Source organism: Pontibacillus litoralis JSM 072002, from assembly GCF_000775615.1.
Classification (GTDB): Bacteria; Bacillota; Bacilli; order Bacillales; family BH030062; genus Pontibacillus; species Pontibacillus litoralis.
This window is the reverse complement of sequence record NZ_AVPG01000016.1, coordinates 44232-64299: the sequence shown is the minus strand read 5'-3', so window position 1 is coordinate 64299 and position 20068 is coordinate 44232. Positions and strand designations below refer to the sequence as shown.

Here is a 20068-nt window from a genome sequence, read left to right as displayed (position 1 = left end):
TTACATAATTATGACTATTCTAATAATAGAGGGATGCCATGAAATCATTTTTTTCTTACAACAAACGCATCATGTTCTCTATCACCTTAATTTTAATGGGGACTATGATGCCACTATGGTTAAGTGCTGACGCTGTGGACTTACATTCATTGATGGAAAAATTAAGCGAAAATCCAAATGGGAATACTCTAATGCTTACTGCTATATTACTCGTTATGCTAAATACATTCAGAGCACTGCCTCATTATCTTGGAGCATTGTTACTAGGAGATGAGCTAAGTGTAAGATTGGAGCGACCTTGGTTAAAGGTAGCCATCCCCATTGTCGTCATTCCTTTCGTTTATTTCTTTATAAATTTGTATAATCCATTACGTTATCACTTTGGCGGACCTGCCATTTTACTCGTATGTTCAATTATCGTGTTGCAATTTATAAGTAACGGCAATCTCCGCCCTGTATTAAAAGGTTTTATTCTCATTCAACTCATTTTCGGCTTGCAATGGTTAGACGTCGTCGTTTGGTTGACGCCTTTTGGATTTGGTGGTGGCCCGATTTCTTCTGAATTAAAAATCATCGCCTCACAAATAGGTATGGATTCTGCTTTATCTTTTTATAGTTTATTACTGTGCTGTGTATTTACCATTAACACCTTAGTACTCGTCATTTATTTAACCGTTTCTGAACAAAAAACACTAATGAAACACAATTTACACCTAGCTCGCGGGGAAATAATTGAATCTAGGTCTGGACGGGAAGCGTTGCACTTAGTTCATGATTTAAAAACCCCTCTTGCGTTAATTGAAGGACTCAACTCATTAATCCAATTAAAAACAAAGGATAAGGCTATTCTGGCATATACCGAACGCATTTCTAATTCGATTGAATCCACTAGTAACATGGTGTCAGAAATTCTTTATAAAGATAAGAAAAACTGGTGTTCTTTGAAGCTTCTTATCGGCTATGTACGCGCCAATAAGCTATCCTATTCTGACATTCACTTCCACTTTGAATTAGGTGCAGGAGAACAAACAGAAATATTTATAAACAAAATTCGCATGACAAGAGCCATCATTAACCTTATTGATAACGCATGTGACGCAGTAGAGGGAATACAAGATGCACATATTACCATTCATACGGCAGAGGATAAACAGCACGTAAAGCTTGGTGTAGAAGATAATGGAAAAGGCATGACGCATAAGGAACAAAAGAACATTTTGCGAGCTGGATATAGTACGAAAGCGCATCCTGGTGTCGGATTAACCTTTGTAAAAAATGTAGTGGAAGAGCATGATGCGACGCTTCATATTAGTAGCTCGAAACAGATAGGGACCATTATTTGGATTAAATTACCGAAGGAGTGTGTACGCCATGAACATACTAATTATAGATGATGACTCTTCACTACGTTACATGTTAACGGAAATTTGTCATCACGCCAAATGGACACCTACTACTGCGGAAAACGGAAATGTAGGGCTAGATTTATTTCGTCAATATACGTATGATGTCATTCTAATCGATTATCATATGCCTGAATTAGACGGGCTCCAAACAGTTAAAGCAATGCGCAAACTTAATGATATGATCCCTATTCTTGTATTAACTGTAGATGAGCGTCAAGAGGTTGCCGATCAATTCCTTGAAAATGGTGCGACTGATTTCGCCTTGAAACCAGTTAAAGCTCCAGATATCATATCACGTATTCAGCTCCATGCTCAGTTAGCCAACATGCAAAAAGTGAAAAACCAGGAAGCATTCTATCCATCTAAAGGAATTAGTAGCCAAACGTTGCAACACATATCAACACATTTAAAAGCCCATCCACACCCTATTGCAGTGGATGAACTTTCCAAGCATGTTAATTTAGCTTACCCAACGGTATATCGTTACTTACTGTATTTACTAGAGCAAGGAAAAGTCAAACAAGTGTTAAGTCACCAAAAGGTAGGAAGACCAAAAAAACTCTATCAGTGGTATGCGTAAATATTTCCCGGAAAATATTGAACAAAATCCCCCCACCTACAACAAGGCAAAGCTAGTACAATATCAGCTTTGCCTTGTTGCTACTTATTCATTTTGTCTAAAAAGCTCCCTAGAAAATCATCAACAGCAAGTGTCTCATCCTCTGCTGTTGAATTAGAGATTGTTTGCGTTGTTTCCAGTTCTTCATTCATTGATTCCCAAGATAATACATCTAAATCATCTATTAAAGGATCCGACTCTTGAGCTGATGATAGTTCATCTTGTTGGGAATAAACCTCGTTTTCCTTAGTAACACGCTCTTTACGTTCCGTTTCTTGTAAATACAGCGCATCGTCTATATTTAAAGCATTGCTATTTAGAGATGCTAGCAAAGCACTAGAGCGAACTGGATCGGAAATAAGTTGATAAAGAATACTCCCTAGTAACGCTTCTGAATACTCATGCTTTAACCAATCTCGTTGCGCTTTCGTTAACGTTTTCGGTAAAGGGATCGAAATCGTTTCACGGTCATTCTTTGTCGATTCACTAACGCCTTGAACGACGTAACGAGCTATCGTACTTGAAAAATTACGACGTTCCGTTTCCTTTAATTGCTGTAGTTGACGCATCACATGATCAGGGGTGTCAGAAGGGATACGAAACGTAATAGCTTGTCCGCGTTCTATCTTGTTCTGTTTCATTGTTCCTCACCTTACTTTGACGTTGTAGCTTGTTGTTTAGATGCACCTTTCTTTGAAGCTTCTAGACCGTTTTTACGACGGAAGTCTTTAATTAGTTTATAGTAGGCATTTGCCATCATCCAAATACTTTCTTTATAATCTTCAAAGAAATCAATATTGTACCCATCTAATTTATTATTAATTGATTTAATATACTCTTTTAATACAACAGATCCTCCACCAACGAAGTAGGCAATTTCCGTTTGAGAGTTTTTCTGCCACACATTTCTTAAATGACGGTATTGTTTCTTAGCGAGTTCTAGCAAAATGCGATCCGTAATATCATGTACGCTCGTTCTGCTTCCCTTGACCATAATATGATTTCGGTCGTTCTTTTTCGTAATAATATCCACAATATCCCGGCGACTATCAAGTTCTACACCGTGTTTCGTACGTATCTCTTCTCTAATCTTCTCTAGCGATTCCGACACTCCCAAGTTAAACCCTTGAGCTTTATCATCATCCACATTTCTATTTTTTATAACTGCTATATCCGTGGACAAGCCACCGATATCTTGAATGATTATACGCTTATCAATTAAGTCTTTATTAATGACATTTAAGTTATTATCCATAACTAAGTTTATGAAAGAGGCAAAGCCTTCAGGATATACTTTTACTTCATCAAATTTAATATTCACTTTCTTTCCTTGGTGCTTTGGAGTAACAAGGAATTCTACTTGGTGAACAGCACCTAACAATTTAGAGCGATATGCGACATCTTTTCCTTCTTTTACTTCACGTAAAGGCAAGCCTGTTCCAAGTGTATAGCTCGCTTCTACTACTCCATTATTTCGTTTAAACAATTGACGGTTCTCTTCTTGAACAGCATCTAGCGCTATGGAAGCAAACAGCATAATTAACGTCTGATCCTCTTGGGACTTACTACTGCCAGGATCTAATTCAGATGCATTATCACTTTTTGTAGCTAGGTCTCCCACTCGATAGATGACGTTATTTTCCTGTAAGGCCGGAGAGTGAACTCGAATGTGTAGCCCATCAAGAGGGTCTTTCGTATCTAAATCCTCAATACCTATAATTGGACGATCCTCTATATCCCTAGCAATAACATTAGGAATATACACTTCTGAATCGAAATCACCAAAAATACCTTTCAATGCATCATTTCCTACATCTACAGCAGCTACTCTCGATTGACTCATACGAATCTCCCTTTCTATTAAACTAGATATTTTTTCAAACCTTACCATTAAAATATAGAAAATTCAATCAATAGTCAACCCGATAGAAAACGCTAGAGCTATTGTTTACAACAACGTATACATCTAAACTTAAATTGTATACTTGTTTACTATTTTGTGTACAAGCCTCTATTAAGCTACGTATACGATTTTGTATACATGAACACAAAAATGCACACGGATGTTTTCTTTGTCGTTTACATGTATACAAAAATGTTTATTTTCTTTTTTCATCTAAACCTTAACATGAAGAAACCCGGTCAAACACTATTACTATTTAACCGGGATACTCTTCTATTCGATATTTAATTATCACTTTCTCGATACTCCAAAAAGATTTCTTAATGTTCCACACTTTCATACCTTTCGACATCCAGCTCTTTTTCCATCATTAAGTCATGTACTAGAGACATAAAGTCCATTTTTCAATCCGATACTCCGCTAAAAATCCGCTTCCTTGATTAAGATGTTACTTTTTTTGTCGTACTTTGGGTCTCCAAATAGCTACGAATTTCATCCATGCTAAGTCCTAGTTGTTTCGCCTTTATGATTAGATTAACCCACTCTGGATCTAATAGTTGCTCCTTACTCATCTTTCAGGCCCCCTAGGCGATGCTTCGGTCCCCAACGCATCTGACTTGTCTTTCATTTCCGCTTGAACAATTAGACGGTGCGTGGGGTTATGAATTGGATCACAAGTTATTAACGTAACGATAGACTCCTGATTTGTATCCTTTAGAACAGAAAGATCTGTCGGAACAACTCGAAATGTGTCCTTCACTTCATATTCATACGTATTTCCCCCTGTATCAATTTGAAGCCCATCACCGACTTCTACTTCATCTAATCGATTAAATAACTTTCCGTACTTATAACTTCGGTGTGCCGCTAATGCCATATTTCCATTCTTTCCAATGACACCAGTTCCTTTTAATCGGCCCACTGCAATGTCTAAATTCTCCATATTAGCTCCATCTAGTATTGGTAACTCTATATCAATAGATGGTATTTCAATTTTCCCCAATAATCGTGCGGCTTCTTTCGTTTGTTTCGTCGATTCTTCTCTCTGCTGTCCTTCATCTAGGATAGCATTAAGTTGCTCATAACGTTCCTCCACTTGCCTGTCTGTCGTAACTGAGTCAGCTCCTTCTGTCTCCAGTCTATTTAGCAAGCCTTTTTGCTCCATTTTAACCGCCCTATTCTCCAAAATAGGAATGCTTAATATTAGAATTCCAATGATTACTATGAACGTAGCGAAACTATTCATAATCCTTCTCATTTACTTTCACTCTTGCTCCGTATTATTACGTCTATTCGTAATTAACCAGACACATATTCCCCCAACGACAAGAAAACTGCCAATCACATATATTGCTATTGGTGCAGCTTGACCTGTTTGTGGGAGTTGACCTGATGCAGCGAATAAACCTTCACCAGAAGATGGTATGGTTTCGTTTCCTTCTGCTACAAAGGTGAGCAAAGTAGACGTTGTAAGCCCTTGAAATTCATTACCTGATTCATAGGGAAATTCAATCCTTACTTCATAGGTGTCACTACTCGACCTAGCTAATGACAAATTAGAGAGCCCTTGAAATTCACTTAAAGAGCCGCTATAGTAAACATCGCCACCGGCTACTATATCAAGTTCTAACTGTTCGTAAAGCTTTTGTGAACCGCTTTTCATACGAGCTGTAAAACTGTAGGGAACATTAACATTCCCTTCGTTATGAACCGTAAGTGAACGAGTTATAGTGTCTCCTGGCTTCAAATTTGTAACTCGAATAAAACGCTCTGCTGGTGTGGTTGAAATATCAATAATAGGGTCACTTTCTATTGCTCGCGTTTCTCCAAATGGAAAATATAAAACGACAACCAACACGATAACACAATAGATGGACAGCACTTTTAATACATTTATTTGATAGAACATACGCTAACCTCGCATGTAAGATTTATTCAATATATAATAGAGAAAAGGCGGGGAATACCCACCTTTTCACCTGTTTTCCTTATCTTTCTTCCCCTTCACCTTGCTTCGCTTCGAACGTCCAAGTAAGATCTAAAGAGTCACCTTGGAAATGGTTTTGATCCTCATCATTGTCAACAAACTCAAATTGTACATATAATTCATCACTAGTTCCTGGAGCTAAGTCGCCACCTCTTTCCTCAAACCAAGGGAACCATAGCTTATTCTCAATTGCATCTGGAGACATATTTTTCAATTCTTTCAATGTTGTAAACCAAATAACACCGTCTCCTTTATCATTGTTCCATAAGAAGTTCACACGGATATGTTCGCCGAAATCCTCACCACTATTATCACCTTTCGCGTCATTTACGCTATAATCTGTATGAAGAAGAATTTCTGAGATATCCAAGCTACCATCGTTCACTAGCTTAAAAGTACGGTTCATCCAATCGCCAGGCTTTAAGTTATCAACGTCAATAATTGTTGTCGGTTCTGCATTTAAATCAAGTGTACCTGCCGCAAATGATCCTTCCGCCTCTGCCGAATCACTGAAAAATGCATACGTTCCTCCACCTACTAAAGATAAACCTAAAGCTGCTGAAGCAATCCCTAACCCTAACTTCTTTTTTAAACCCATGATAATTCCTCCTATTAATCATTTATTTATATTGACCCTTGTATGTACAAGGAGAACAATCCATTACATGCTGTTTGGTTCTGACTCCCTCTTTTCCTCTATTTGAGAGAATGCTTGCCAAATCGTCACACCTGAATAGATAAGCAATAAAATCCCAGGTATGAGCATAAGTAGCAACGTACCTAAATTAGAATTAGCAAATGATAAAAAGTAGCCTACATAAGGAATCGTAAAGTCGGTATATTCCCCAACAACATTTTCTGTCCGAACAGGTTCAGTATCAGCAGCGTCGTTGTTATCGCCCTTTGTTTCATACGTAACCGTGTCACCTTTCCCGTTTACCGCTGTAATACGGTGCGTAACGAGAATACCTTCTTCTTTCTTAAAAGTGATAATATCGCCTTTATCATATATGTGCTCTGCTTCTTTTGGATCAATGGCTATAATGGAGCCTGTTTGAAAGGTCGGTTCCATTGATCCTGATAGCACACTCATCACTTTATAGCCCATAAAAGAAGGTTCACCACCTGAAGCTTTTGAAACAACTACAACAAGCATCATCACAATTAAAAGGCTATATAACATAACAGTTACAGTCGTACTTATTATCTTTTTCATGGTAGAAATCCACCTTTCTACTAGAGATAGAATTCCATTTATTCTGATTTTGCTGTTTCATTTGAGGGTTGCTCTGCTTCTTCTGCTTGTTCGTCTTGCATAGGATGATCAAGCTCCTCGCCTTTCATTTTCTGCTCTTGCTCAGATCCTTTTTTCGTTTGTTCTTCCTTTTGGGCATCTTTGTCCTCTGTATTATTCGGCTCTTTCTGCTTTGGATGATCCTTCTGTGCCGACGAATCATCTTCCTGTTTACTTGGTTGTTCTGTTGAAGAATGATCTTGCTCGTGGCTTTCTTCTAAATTGTTTTCATCTTGCTGTTTTTGTTGTGCTTTGTTATCATTTTTCGGCCTGGTATGTTGCTCATTCGATGAAGGTGCTTCTTTGTCATCTTGTTCCTTATACTCTTCCATGGCTGCATCGACTTTTAATTTATTTTTCTCCGCCTGCTTAATCCATTTCTCTAGGGCAACTCTAAAGTTGTTCATTTGCCTGTTCGTCTTGCTGATCTCGCTATCAATCAAGGCATCAAACTTGTCCTGTAACTCTTTTTTACTGTAAATGCTAGGTGCTGCAATACTTTGTCCGTTAGATACATTCTCATAATATTGCACAATAGTTGAAATTTGTAATTGTTCAAAAGACTCGTACATCTTGATTTCTGATTGAACTTTACTCGGATAATCCCCATACTCTCCCTTAAGACATTGCTTATCTATGTCACTAGGATAAGAAGACAGTTCGATTAAATGCTTCACGATTATAAAAGATTCTGTTTGCATGGCTAATTTCATTTGTTCGATTGATTGATCAAGTTCTTTTAAATAAGTGAGTTGCTCATTTCCTTCGTTTATATACTGGTTATAATACGTTGATAATGTAGTAAGTTCTTCCGAGGACATCGTGTTTAAGCCTTGAATTGTACGAATCTGTTCCTGCTCAGGCTCGGCTACGAAATGACGAAGTTCTTGCTGCAGGGATTTAAGTGTGATGAAAGCATTGTAAGTTTCTTTCCACTGATCATTAATATAGCTCGGAAACACTTCACATGCTTGTAAAGAAGGGCTTGTCTTAGAACTATCCGTGTAAGAGCTATGCGTTTCCGTGACCAAATGAGCTGCTGTTCCAATTGTTATAGAACCTAGTGCAATAATTAATGTTAGTCTCTTTACTATTTTCTCTTTACCTTTTATTTTCTTTCTTCTTAACCAATTATTTCGCTTTTCCAGATAGACCCCCCCTTTAGAAGGATGAAGTGTGTTGTTCTTTATAAAGAACACCCAAGAAAGAGTATACCTATATAAACCGAAAAAGAAAAATGCGAAAATAACGCATAATTCTCTATAAAGAACATTCCTACTTTGTTATACGGCGTTTTCCTTCTATTTACTCTTTTTTTCTCGTTTTTTATATAGAACAAAAAAGCCATTCTTTTTTCGCCCGTTTTTCACGCGATAATCGTACACAATAGGATCTCTAGACGGTGGATATACCATCATCGTTCCTCCATCACCTATACCTGACCCGCAAGAATCAGTTACCCCTAGTGCATCCTCCACCCCAACTGCAGCATTAACGGCACTTCCTCCTTTCTCCATGATTGCCACCTATATTGGTTGCATACTCATGATCAGAAGCTACTGCAATTGGCAATGTATAACAGCTTCCCTTTTTAGACGTGCGAAACGTTGGAAAATATGATACGCTCAAAGTATCAATAGGAGGGATTCCATGTTTCAAACACAGTTAACCGTTAAAGAGCAAAAACAAAAGAAAACCTTCAACATTCATCAGATGCTCGTATATAAGCAGGGTAAAATTATCGAACTATCCGACGCCGAGCAACAGCAGTACTATATGTTTTTCTACAAAAATAAATACTTGAATATGGTGAAGGCAAAACGTATGAAACCAGAATCCTTTATTGCGAATGCCTATGAAGATGGGATTTGCTTTAAGTGCCCACACCCTTTTATTGACACACTTTTATCTGAAACAACTCACTACACCATCCACCGCTTCAATGACCTGTTTCCTAAGCTACAACATCAGCACACGAATCAAGAAACTGCGTTAATTGCTACTTTTTTTGAATCCTTTATCAAGAAAGAACAACTCGTTAAATATATCAAAACCCTGTTCTACGAAGATCGACGTGCCGGCAAAATGTTTGCTTGCAACCGTATTTATCGCCTTTTAGAAACGTTTGCCCCTCAACATACTTGGGTTCGATCATTAGCAGGTGACTTAGAATTTAAGAAATTCGATCCCCTTTACGAGAAGATGAATGCCGATCTATTTCAACGAGACCCCATTTATATAGAAAGTGCCCTTTATGACCAAAGGCACTCCCCTAGTTCATATGAGCAACTGTCCAAGCTATTCTTAAAACAAGAACGTTGGTTAGACGAACTCGTTCTTTCCATAGACCAACTAGAAGCAAACCAAGCACCAGAGTTGTATACCCATGTTTCGGAACAAATCCACCACCATTATAGTGGTCAAGCAATTATGTATATACTAGAGGACATCCACACTCGCATTGCATTACCTCAACTTAAGCACGACTTGTTTGATACCTTTGTAAAGCTTGATGAACCTGAAAAAGCACTTGCCCTTATTGCAACACATAAGCTTACTTTATCTGAAAAGCAAAGACATGCGTTCCATGCTATTATCGAGCATATCGACTTCAATAAAAGTAGCTTGTCTATAGAACAATTAAACGACGTGATTGCATCGCTATTCAGCATCGTACCAATCCAAGCTGAATCGCTATTAAGCAAAGCAATAACCTTATTAATAAAAGAACACCCCCTTTCCTATATTCAAAAATGGTTAACACCAATGCGAGATTTGGATAAGGCTCAATCAATCGTGAACAAAATAGATCAGATGCAATTGCTGCAAGAAGATCCTAATAAACAAGGCCAATTAGGTGAACTTTACTATGAATTTCAGCAGCTAGACGAAGCGATTGAATGCTTCAGCTTTGAAATGGAACTGGATGAACATAACCCTAAACCGGTTCAAAAACTAGCCAAGCTCTACAAGGAATTAGGAAAAGAACACGAAGCAAAGGCATACCAACAACTCTATACAGATATGGTTAAGCGAGCATAGTTCACTTTTATAAAACTGTCCTCAAACAAACCATCACATAAAAATAGTTCCCTTGCCTAGTTGACAAGGGAACTATTTTTATTGAATCCAACTCACAATTCAAATGACCTTTATTGAAATCGACAAAATATATAGGAAGAGTAGCTGATTTTCATTTCAGAAGAGCGCTTTCTGCGGTCATGGCATCAAATTTCTCGCTCCATTCGCCCAAAAGCCCCAAGCATTTCGCTCGAGGCTTTCACTTAGTTGAATAAACCAAAGAAATTGAAGAAACCATTCTTCTTCTCTTCTGGCTCTTTCTCTCCATTCTCTTCTAAGATACTAAAGATAGTATTCGCTTGATCTGTGTTATCGGTCGTACCAGCAAATCGTTCTTTACCAGGTCCATACGCATATACAGGAACATCTACACCTGTGTGGCCTCCAGTTGTCCAACCAGCACGAGCACGTTCATTAAATATAGTAGAAATAGCTGTCGTTACAGCATATTCATCCTTCTTCAATTTCTTCTGTGCTTTTTTAACTGACTTGATTTCCTCTTTCGTCAAATCAAACTCTGTGTATTCATTCAATACTTCCTCTACATCTCCACCTTCTTCGATTTCAGCAGCCATAAATTCTGGTGTACGCTGCGCAGCTTTAATCGCTTCTGGATCAAATTCATAAGGACCGTCAACACCAATACTTAACCCCCCAGTAGAGTGATCAGCAGTGGTAACAACTAATGTTTCCCCATCCTCTTCTGCAAACTCAATTGCAGCTGCAAATGCCTTCTCAAAGTCTTCCATTTCGCTCATTGCGCCTACAATATCATTGCTGTGTCCAGCCCAATCTATTTGGCTACCTTCTACCATAAGAAAGAATCCATCTTCATCTTTACTTAGACGATCTAGCGCACTTGTCGTCATCTCTTCTAAAGATGGTACTTCCTCTGTACGGTCAATCATCTTAGGTAATCCAACCGGTGCAAACAATCCAAGTACTTGTTCATTATCATCTGCCATTAACTCTTCTTTCGTCGTTACATAACTGTAGCCATCTGCCTGAAATTCTTCTGTCAAATCACGATCTTCACGAACAAAGTAATCTGTTCCACCACCAAGCATCACATCTACTTGATGCTCATCATTAATCAAGAGATCGTAATAATCATCTGCAATTTCGTTATAATTTCCACGGTCCTCATCATGAGCACCAAATGAAGCTGGTGTCGCGTGGTTTATTTGAGATGTTGCAACTAAACCTGTTGCCATTCCATTTTCTTTCGATTGTTCCAGCACTGTTTTTATTTCAGATTTGTCGTTATCAACCGCTACCGCACCGTTATACGTTTTCTCTCCAGTAGCCATTGCTGTCGCAGCAGCTGCAGAGTCGGTAATGTTTTCCTCCGGGTCTTCAGGGTTAACTTTTTGCATTCCTACCAAATGAGGATCAAAAGCAGTCGGTTCCATCATAACAGTTTCTGGATCATCCTTTACATAGCGATAAGCTGTCGTATAAGAAGGGCCCATACCATCACCAATTAGGAAAATAACATTTTTAATTTCCTTTTCCTTCTCCTCTGCACTTACCTCAGTTGGGGCCACTTGCCCAAAACCTGTTAAAGCAATCGTCGTCGCTGCAACAATCGACAAAGCTTTCTTAGAAAAATTTTTATTCAACATATTTCTCCCCCTTAATAACTATTCCACCAACAGAATAACGCACAAATGTAAAGATAGTATTAAACAAGTGTAAATACAGGACATATTTAACAAAATAAACAATAGTACCCATTATGTTATTGTTAAATAATATATTTATAGGACGAAACACCCTCTTGAATATATTATTAGCAACTTATGCACGGATTGTTTTACAAAACTAAGAGATATAATACAATAGAAGTAGTTACACGTGCTGTTAACTTGACAAAAGGAGTAAATGATATGAATCAAGATATTCAATTAATTGCCATTGACATGGATGGAACACTGCTCAACCAACAACATGAAATATCAGAACAGAATAAACAAGCCATTCACGAAGCGAAAGAGCGAGGTATACATGTCGTCATTAGTACAGGACGCTCATTATCTACCTGCAAGGATATTATTCAAGTGCTTGGGGATTCAGAATTTCTCATTACAATTAATGGGGGAGAAATATTTGATAAACGCTTGGAGCTTGTAGAAAGAAATCCGTTACATCATGACGAGGTTCGCCAATTATGGAACATTACGAATAAACATGACGTCTTCTTTTGGTCTTCTACTGTACAAGGAAGATTTAATAGCGAGAACCCTTTTGAAAAGAATCTAGAGGATTACGATTGGATTAAATATGGATTTGAAATTCAGGATGATAATGTTAGAGAAGCTGTTATGAGCGACCTCCAAGCTGTCAAATCCTTTGAAATAACCAATTCTAGTCCTACCAATATTGAAATTAATCCGATTGGCATTAATAAAGCAACCGCATTAAAAAAAGTAACAAGTTGGCTGGATATATCCATGAAGCAAGTTGCCGCTATTGGGGATAGCTTAAACGATATCGCCATGATTCGTGAATCAGGATTTGGCATAGCTATGGGCAACGCGCAACAAACGGTTAAAGAGGAAGCAAATTGGATTACTGCAACAAATGAAGAACACGGCGTTGCGAAGGCGATTCGCCACATTTTAGATGGACAAACAAAATAATTCGTGATGTTCCTTCATTCAATCGACATGTTTCACGTGAAACATGTCGATTTATATTTGCTTAAGCTGATTAAGATCCACTTGTATGATTAAGGATTGTAATTCTTCTACGATTTGTTGTTCCACAAGCTTTATTTGCTTCTTCTTTACTTCGACTTTCTTCTTGTTATTCTTGATTTCTTTTAAAAAGTCATACCTATCATGAATAACTCCTAATGTGCTTTGAATCTCTTTATAGTTTTCTGCTTTCGTTTTATAAGGCTCTCCATACAGAGAACTAATATAATCATAAATATATCGTAATGACTTTGACACTAAGCGCACATGGTGCAATGCATTTAGGGCAATACTGGAATGATGTTCATTTTCGGTTACTTCTTGCTCATATTTTTTTACTTTTACAGCAAAGGACTGTTCATACTCACACAAGCGACTATCCACATTTAATAACAGTAAGTAGGTAGGGAGTTGTTCCTTAGTGAACTCATTCCATTGTTCTAGAAATTGATCCGTAATAATGGTCGGTAACGATTTCTTCAGCTTCTTTTGTTGCTTCCTTCTTTTATCTTCACGCAATTCCATATATGCACGATAAACGAGCGCTAACTCTTGATTCTTTTCTTGTTGTAACCGTTTATAAAAATAGTCGATAAAAACATCACTTTCTCGCACACTACCTAACTGCTTATGTGCTTCTTTTATAGCGACTAGTAACGCATGATCTTCCTCAACACCTATAAAAGTTAACATCATTTCGATACGCCTACCCACTACACGCGCTTGATGTACATCTTCTGTGTCCCGAAACGAAATCGCATTATAACAATATGTCACATACTGATGAGCTAACTTGTTTAAATCAGCATTCCATTTCGATACAAAGGCTTCTGTACCAACAAATAGACAGTTCTCACAGAGGAAGTGTTGCTTTATTAGTAACAAATGATTCCGTGACTTACAAATGTTACAACGATCCGCACCTTCAGAAACAATTAGTTTATCTTCCCAACTATACAACTCTAAATTCATACCACTTCCCCATTGCAAGGAGTGACGGAATGATGCTGGAATAAGAAACCTCCCATCCCCATCTATTGTTTTCGTCTTTTGATTAATACCTTTTTCCGCTTTTAAAAGAATAATGCCTTTATTATCCTTAGAATATTCAACGAGCAAGTGTTGATTTGCTAACCGTAGAGCATCCCGCGTTTTCTTTGGTACAATAATGCGTCCCATTCTGTCTAACGTCACCGTAACTAATGCACTATCCATCTATTCACCTCGCCAAAGATTATTCATTAATCAGACACCGTCGTTAACTTTCCTTATTTGTATAATTAGATAACGAATTGCTAATCCCTGCTATACCACAAAAAAAAACGCTGTCCGTTACAAACAGCGTTTTGAAATATTAAGGAAACTGAATATCCGTCATGTATGTCGACATATGCTCTTTCGTTTCCTTGTAGTATGTCTCATTGTATTGCTTTAAAGGGACGACTTCATAGTTACGGAAATTCGTATACTTTGTATATGTAGGAACAAAAGATGAATTTTGCAGCTCTATCGAAGAGCCTTTTGCATCCGTTTGTTTTACTACTTCTATATTCATGACTCCACCTATTCTTCGGTGATGCTTATCTTGCCCTGAAATGAAATTACCAAGGGAATAAACGACAAAAGCCTTGCGATCATCTTCTGTTTCAATCCATTCTGGTGGCTGCAATACATGGGTATGATGACCTAAAATGATATCCGCTCCATTGTTAGCTGCAAAACGAGCTACATCCTGTTGTTTTTCATCTGGAAAACGTACGTACTCATCCCCAAAATGTAAGCTAACCACAACAACATCTGACACTTTTCTTGCTTTCTCGATATCTTCTTCCATTAATGATCGATCCATAAGGTTAACCAAGTATTCTTTACCATCCGGCACTGGTATACCATTCGTTCCATACGTATAAGCTAAAAACGAAAAGGTGATGTTATTCTTTGTAATCGTTGTTATTTCCTTCTGTTCCTCTTCTGATAAATAAGACCCAGCATGTTCTATTCCAAGCTTGTCCCAATAAGTAAGCGCATTCTCTATCGCTTGTTCGCCTCGGTCTAATGTATGGTTGTTCGCCATAGATACTACGTCCACACCAGCATCAGCAAGCGCATCTCCCACTTCATACGGACTGTTAAAGGAAGGATAAGAAGATAATCCTATCTCACTACCTCCAATCATACTTTCCGAATTTGCAAATGTTATGTCCGCCTTATTTAAATACGGTTTCACAGGCGCAAACATTGGCTTAAAATCATACCCATTAGCCGTTCGAGCATCCTTATACAAAGAATCATGAATGAGTATATCACCAATTGCTGATAACGTTGCTGAAGAAGCATACGTGTAACTCATCTCCTCTTTATCCGTAGCAGAATAAGATTGATTGCTTACATGCAATGGCTCCTCACTCTCTGATGTGCCACAACTAGTAAGAAATAGCAATAACACCACTACAAAGCTTATAGATTTTATTTTCATATGTATCTCCCCGCTAATCTATCTATGTGCAATAGTCGATGGTTATAGGTATATTTACCGATAACCACCACAAACTAAAAATACCATTTCATCAGCACTAAGTAAATATAATTAAATCCATTTCAAAATTCATGAAAGAAACTTCACCTCTTCCGTACTAACGATTACAACGCCTTGTAAAAATAATCATTTAAAAAAGCTTGAAGGTGTTTATCTTCAAGCTTTAGAGCAATATATATCGGAGTAAAGCACCTTCACCAGGGCTTAATGACAACGTGATTGCTCCATCAATGGTTGAAAAAACTTGTTTCGTTAATACATGCTCCCACTTTCCATCTCGAAGTGGGAAAGTGATTTTTTTCGTTTGCACATGACGATTGAACACATAAACAAGATGATCATTGTTAGCTTCTTGACCAAATTCATCTTGCTCATAATCAATACGGCGTTCAAACCCATATATATCTGAATCAATTGCCCTTGAAATCCAACTCCCAGTACGTAACACGTGATAATCATTACGTAAAGCACCTAACTGTCGATACCAAGCTACTAGCTCTTGATTTTCTGCTCCCCATGGATACGTCTTACGGTTTTCCGGATCTTCTCCGCCTGTTACACCTGCTTCATCACCGTAATACAAAGAAGGAACACCTGGAAAAGCATACAACCAAAGACTTAACGCTTTTACTTGTTTTTGCAACCGCATTTGCCGATCTTCTTCCGTCATTGTCTCAGGTAAATAGCTATCGAGTACCGTTTGAATGCGTGCAACATCATGACTAGATAGTAAATTCATCGTGGAATAAAAATGGGATTTCGGATAATGCTCCTTTAACGTCATCAACTGACGGTGTAGCGCATACGCATCAATACGATTACTCACAAAATCTAACATACACTTACGTAAAGGATAATTCATTACCGAGTCCAAAACACCACCTAATAAATAGTCTCTTCGTTGTCCATAGGCGGTTTTGTTCGAGGCATCTTCCCATACTTCCCCTAATAAAACGCTATCTTCATTCTCTTTCTTCAGTTGGCGATAAATTTGCCGGATAAAATCGTCCGTTAGTTCATCCGCCACATCTAATCGCCAATGCTTCATCCCGTTGCGTTGCCACGTTTTGATGACGCTGTCTTCATCATGCACCATAAAATGTTGATAGGAGCGATTATTTTTGTTCACGGTCGGTAACGTATCAATTCCCCACCACGCTTCATATTCATCAGGATAATTATAAAAGGTATACCATTCATAATATGGGGATTGCTTTGATTGATAAGCACCGGTACTATGATAGGCACCTTCTCTATTAAAGTAAATGCTATTACTCCCCGTATGACTAAAGACACCGTCTAGCATCATCTCTATTCCTCTTTTTCTTGCCTCCATCAACAACTGTTGAAAATCCTCTTTCGTACCTAATAAACCATCAATTTGATGATAATCACCTGTATCGTATCGATGATTACTCTCTGCTTCGAAAATAGGATTTAAATAAATGACGTGAACTCCTAAAGAAGCGATATAATCTAGCTTTTCGATAATCCCTTGAAGATTGCCCCCAAAGAAATCCCATCTTACAACATCTCCCGCTTCGTTTCGAATATAAATAGGCTCATTATCCCAATGTGCATGGAGCAGGCTCGATTTCGGCGCTTTGTTCACGAGAGGTTCTTTCCCAATGTGAAAACGATCAGGGAAAATTTGATACATCGTAGCGTTTTTCCACCAATTTGGTGTCGTAAACGATGGGTCATACACTGTAATTTGCCAAGATGGCGGGATATGAGTATACACCCTTCCTTCACCACTTACTTGCCCATCTACACGACCGTAATACAAAGTTCCTTGATTAGCCCCAACTTCAAAATAATACCAAACAAGTTGCGGTTGATTGGGCATGGATATGGTCACTTCATATGTGGGATAATCATGCGCACGCTTAGAAGGCGTCATTTCTACTTTATGATGTTCCTCTGTTCGGTCATAAATATAATGAAGAAATACCTCTTGCGCATCATAATGATCGGGAATATCTATTTTGATAGACACGATGGAGCCTTTCGGCGCGGCACCGAAAGGCTCTCTAAATGAAGATTCAAAGCTATTATGATACATCTCTTGCTGCTTCACCAAACATCCTCCTTCTACTTCAAAACCACTTGCTGATGCTTTACATTCCAAATGTCATTTGCATAAGCCTCAATGGTAGAATCGCTAGAAAACGCCCCAGAGTGAGCAATGTTAACCAAGCTTTTCTTGCTCCATTGCCTTACATCTTTATAATCACGATTCATCATCTTTTGCTTTTCAATATATTCACTAAAATCTTTCAAGACAAAATATTCATCGTTGTACGTAAGTAACGCATCATAAATAAACTTGAATTCTGTTCCATCATCTGAGAAAGGACTAGTATGAATTAATTGGTCTACCGTATGGCGAATTCTTTCATCCTGATGGTACCTATTTTTCGCAACGTAGCCACCTTCTCGCTCATATTTCAACACTTCATCCGAACGAAGACCAAACGTGTAAATATTATCTTCTCCAACTTGCTCGTAAATTTCTACATTGGCACCATCCATCGTACCTAGCGTAAGTGCCCCATTCATCATCAATTTCATATTTCCTGTTCCTGAAGCTTCTTTACTAGCAGTCGAAATTTGTTCACTTACATTCGTTGCAGGTATAATTTTTTCTGCAATCGAAACGCTATAATTCTCCAAAAACACAACCTTTAATTGGTCGTTTACATCAGGGTCATTGTTGACAACAGTAGCAATCGTATTAATTAATTTTATGACTTTTTTAGCGAAATGATAACTAGGGGCCGCCTTCGCACCAAAGAAGAATGTCCTTGGAGCAACTTGAGGAGTACGGTTCGCTTTCATTTCATTGTATAAATACATAATATGCAGCGCATTTAACAGTTGACGCTTGTACCCGTGCAAACGTTTGATATGTACATCAAATACCGACGTTGGATCAACCATTATGCCAGATTGCTTATAAAGCCAATCAGAAAAGCTTTCCTTGTTGTGTTGCTTCACATTATAAATGTTATCTAACAACGAGGCGTCCTCTTGATACTTTAATAAATTTAATAAACGTGTCGGTTGCCTCTTCCACTCGTCGCCAATCACATCCGTTATCACATTGGATAATGGTTTATTCGCATGCATTAACCAACGTCTATGTGTAATACCATTTGTCTTATTATTAAATCGTTCTGGGAACGTACCAAAGAAATATTTCATCTCTCGTTTCTTCAAAATCTCCGTATGCAATTTAGCTACGCCATTAATGCTATGACTACCGACAATCGCTAAATGAGCCATTTTCACTTGGCCATCTGCAATAATGGCTAAACGTCCAATTCGATCATAATCGCCTGGATGCTTCGTCCATAATTCATGACAGAAACGATTGTTAATTTCCTCAATAATCATAAAGATTCTCGGCAAAATGGCACGGAACATATCAATTGGCCACATCTCTAACGCTTCACTTAAAATGGTATGGTTCGTATAGGAAACAGAGCGCAACGTTATATCCCAAGCTTTGTTCCAGCTTAGCTGTTTCTCATCCATTAATATGCGCATTAATTCAGGCACAATAAGCGCTGGATGTGTATCATTAATGTGAAAAGCGGCTTTATGTGGTAATTGATCCCATGATAAATCTAACTGTTCGAACTTTTTAATGGCACTTTGTAAACCAGCAGAAACGAAAAAATATTCTTGCTTCAAGCGTAACTTTTGTCCTTCTAATGTAGAGTCGTCTGGATATAAAATATCAGAAATAGACTCATGCGTACGTTGATGGCCTAACATATGACTATAATCATGATATTTATGAGCCAAGTGCATAATATCCTTATCAGACGGTTCCGCCGACCATAAACGTAACGTATTAATTGTATCCCCATTATAACCAACAACAGGAACGTCGTATGGTACAGCTTGTAGCGTCTCATAACCTTCGTGATGAAAATCGAGCTGTCCATCTTCCCTTTCCCTCGAAGTCACTCTACCTTCAAAACGGACTTCCACCGCTTCTTCTGGCCTTCGCACTTCCCACGCAAAGGCTTCATTTAACCAATGATCCGGTAATTCAACCTGATAACCGTCCACAATGCGTTGATCAAACATACCATACTTATAACGAATCCCATAACCATGTCCTGCAATTCCGAGAGAGGCTAATGAATCTAGGAAGCAAGCAGCTAAGCGACCAAGACCACCATTTCCTAGCCCTGCATCTTTTTCCTGATCTTCCGTATTGGTTAGAGAGAACCCTAAGTCTTTTAAAGCTTCATCCACTACGTCAATTACTTTCATGTTTAACATATTATTGCCTAATAAACGCCCCATTAGAAACTCCATGGAAAAGTAATACACTTGCTTATCTTTGTTCGTTCTATACGTATCATTTGTCTTTTTCCACTGCTTCATAATCTCCGATTGTAGTAAGGAAGATAAAGCTTTGTACACGTCTCGTTCTGTTGCTTTTTCAACACCTTTACCTAGTTGCGTTTTTAACCGGCCCGTAATTGCCTCTTTACATTGCTCTTTATTGTTAAACAAAGTTGCC

At 38.2% G+C, this 20068-nt stretch carries 18 protein-coding genes; 4 read left to right on the top strand and 14 right to left on the bottom strand.

Features of this window, described 5'->3' with window-relative positions:
- The first annotated feature begins 38 nt into the window (after window positions 1–38).
- Both N784_RS10825 and N784_RS10820 read left to right on the top strand, forming a co-directional pair.
- Complete coding sequence (locus N784_RS10825; protein WP_036834856.1) at window positions 39–1394, top strand: sensor histidine kinase; 1356 nt, start codon at window positions 39–41, stop codon at window positions 1392–1394.
- Window positions 1372–1986: a response regulator gene (locus tag N784_RS10820; protein ID WP_036834855.1), complete on the top strand. Its 615-nt coding sequence runs from the start codon at window positions 1372–1374 to the stop codon at window positions 1984–1986. The genes N784_RS10825 and N784_RS10820 overlap by 23 nt, the downstream gene beginning before the upstream one ends.
- A gap of 80 nt (window positions 1987–2066) precedes the next feature.
- On the opposite strand, the gene N784_RS10815 is transcribed toward N784_RS10820, so the two are convergent.
- The 9 genes from N784_RS10815 to N784_RS10780 form a co-directional block, all read right to left on the bottom strand.
- Window positions 2067–2666, bottom strand: coding sequence for a hypothetical protein (locus N784_RS10815; RefSeq protein ID WP_036834853.1), 600 nt, complete (start codon window positions 2664–2666; stop codon window positions 2067–2069).
- Between the two features lie 11 nt (window positions 2667–2677).
- A complete protein-coding gene (locus N784_RS10810) occupies window positions 2678–3868 on the bottom strand; it encodes a ParM/StbA family protein (RefSeq protein WP_036834848.1) in 1191 nt (396 codons plus the stop codon).
- Window positions 3869–4368: 500 nt separating this feature from the next.
- Window positions 4369–4500 (bottom strand): anti-repressor SinI family protein, encoded by a 132-nt coding sequence (locus tag N784_RS16325; protein WP_084600234.1) that lies wholly within the window; start codon window positions 4498–4500, stop codon window positions 4369–4371.
- Entirely contained in the window at window positions 4497–5186 is a 690-nt protein-coding gene (locus N784_RS10805; RefSeq protein ID WP_052127269.1) for a sortase, read from the bottom strand. Before N784_RS10805 ends, N784_RS16325 begins: the two co-directional genes overlap by 4 nt.
- Window positions 5187–5192: 6 nt before the next feature.
- A complete protein-coding gene (locus N784_RS10800) occupies window positions 5193–5837 on the bottom strand; it encodes a TasA family protein (protein WP_036834846.1) in 645 nt (214 codons plus the stop codon).
- A 79-nt stretch (window positions 5838–5916) separates the two neighbouring features.
- Entirely contained in the window at window positions 5917–6513 is a 597-nt protein-coding gene (locus N784_RS10795) for a CalY family protein (protein ID WP_036834843.1), read from the bottom strand.
- 63 nt (window positions 6514–6576) lie between these two features.
- Window positions 6577–7140, bottom strand: a complete 564-nt coding sequence (gene sipW / locus N784_RS10790; RefSeq protein ID WP_156965233.1) for a signal peptidase I SipW — start codon at window positions 7138–7140, stop codon at window positions 6577–6579.
- 29 nt (window positions 7141–7169) lie between these two features.
- Window positions 7170–8408, bottom strand: a complete 1239-nt coding sequence (locus N784_RS10785) for a hypothetical protein (protein WP_036834834.1) — start codon at window positions 8406–8408, stop codon at window positions 7170–7172.
- A 102-nt stretch (window positions 8409–8510) separates the two neighbouring features.
- Complete coding sequence (locus tag N784_RS10780; RefSeq protein ID WP_036834833.1) at window positions 8511–8726, bottom strand: gamma-glutamyltransferase; 216 nt, start codon at window positions 8724–8726, stop codon at window positions 8511–8513.
- Window positions 8727–8859: 133 nt separating this feature from the next.
- On the opposite strand from N784_RS10780, the gene N784_RS10775 reads away from it, so the two are divergent.
- The gene (locus N784_RS10775; protein ID WP_036834830.1) at window positions 8860–10251 is read left to right on the top strand and encodes a tetratricopeptide repeat protein; all 1392 of its coding nucleotides are present in this window, start codon (window positions 8860–8862) and stop codon (window positions 10249–10251) included.
- A gap of 242 nt (window positions 10252–10493) precedes the next feature.
- Here the strand turns inward: N784_RS10775 and N784_RS10770 are convergent, their stop codons facing one another.
- Window positions 10494–11915 (bottom strand): alkaline phosphatase, encoded by a 1422-nt coding sequence (locus N784_RS10770; protein WP_052127268.1) that lies wholly within the window; start codon window positions 11913–11915, stop codon window positions 10494–10496.
- A gap of 264 nt (window positions 11916–12179) precedes the next feature.
- Between N784_RS10770 and N784_RS10765 the strand changes: the two genes are divergently transcribed.
- Window positions 12180–12932 carry a Cof-type HAD-IIB family hydrolase gene (locus N784_RS10765; RefSeq protein WP_036834828.1) on the top strand — a complete coding sequence of 251 codons (753 nt, stop codon included), beginning with the start codon at window positions 12180–12182 and terminating at the stop codon, window positions 12930–12932.
- 51 nt (window positions 12933–12983) lie between these two features.
- On the opposite strand, the gene N784_RS10760 is transcribed toward N784_RS10765, so the two are convergent.
- From N784_RS10760 to N784_RS10745, 4 genes are all read right to left on the bottom strand, one after another.
- Complete coding sequence (locus N784_RS10760; RefSeq protein WP_036834826.1) at window positions 12984–14204, bottom strand: CHAD domain-containing protein; 1221 nt, start codon at window positions 14202–14204, stop codon at window positions 12984–12986.
- 139 nt (window positions 14205–14343) lie between these two features.
- Entirely contained in the window at window positions 14344–15465 is a 1122-nt protein-coding gene (locus N784_RS10755) for a CapA family protein (protein ID WP_036834825.1), read from the bottom strand.
- A 223-nt stretch (window positions 15466–15688) separates the two neighbouring features.
- Window positions 15689–17605 carry a glycoside hydrolase family 13 protein gene (locus N784_RS10750; RefSeq protein WP_036834824.1) on the bottom strand — a complete coding sequence of 639 codons (1917 nt, stop codon included), beginning with the start codon at window positions 17603–17605 and terminating at the stop codon, window positions 15689–15691.
- Between the two features lie 14 nt (window positions 17606–17619).
- Window positions 17620–20061 (bottom strand): glycogen/starch/alpha-glucan phosphorylase, encoded by a 2442-nt coding sequence (locus N784_RS10745; RefSeq protein WP_036834821.1) that lies wholly within the window; start codon window positions 20059–20061, stop codon window positions 17620–17622.
- Window positions 20062–20068 lie beyond the last annotated feature (7 nt).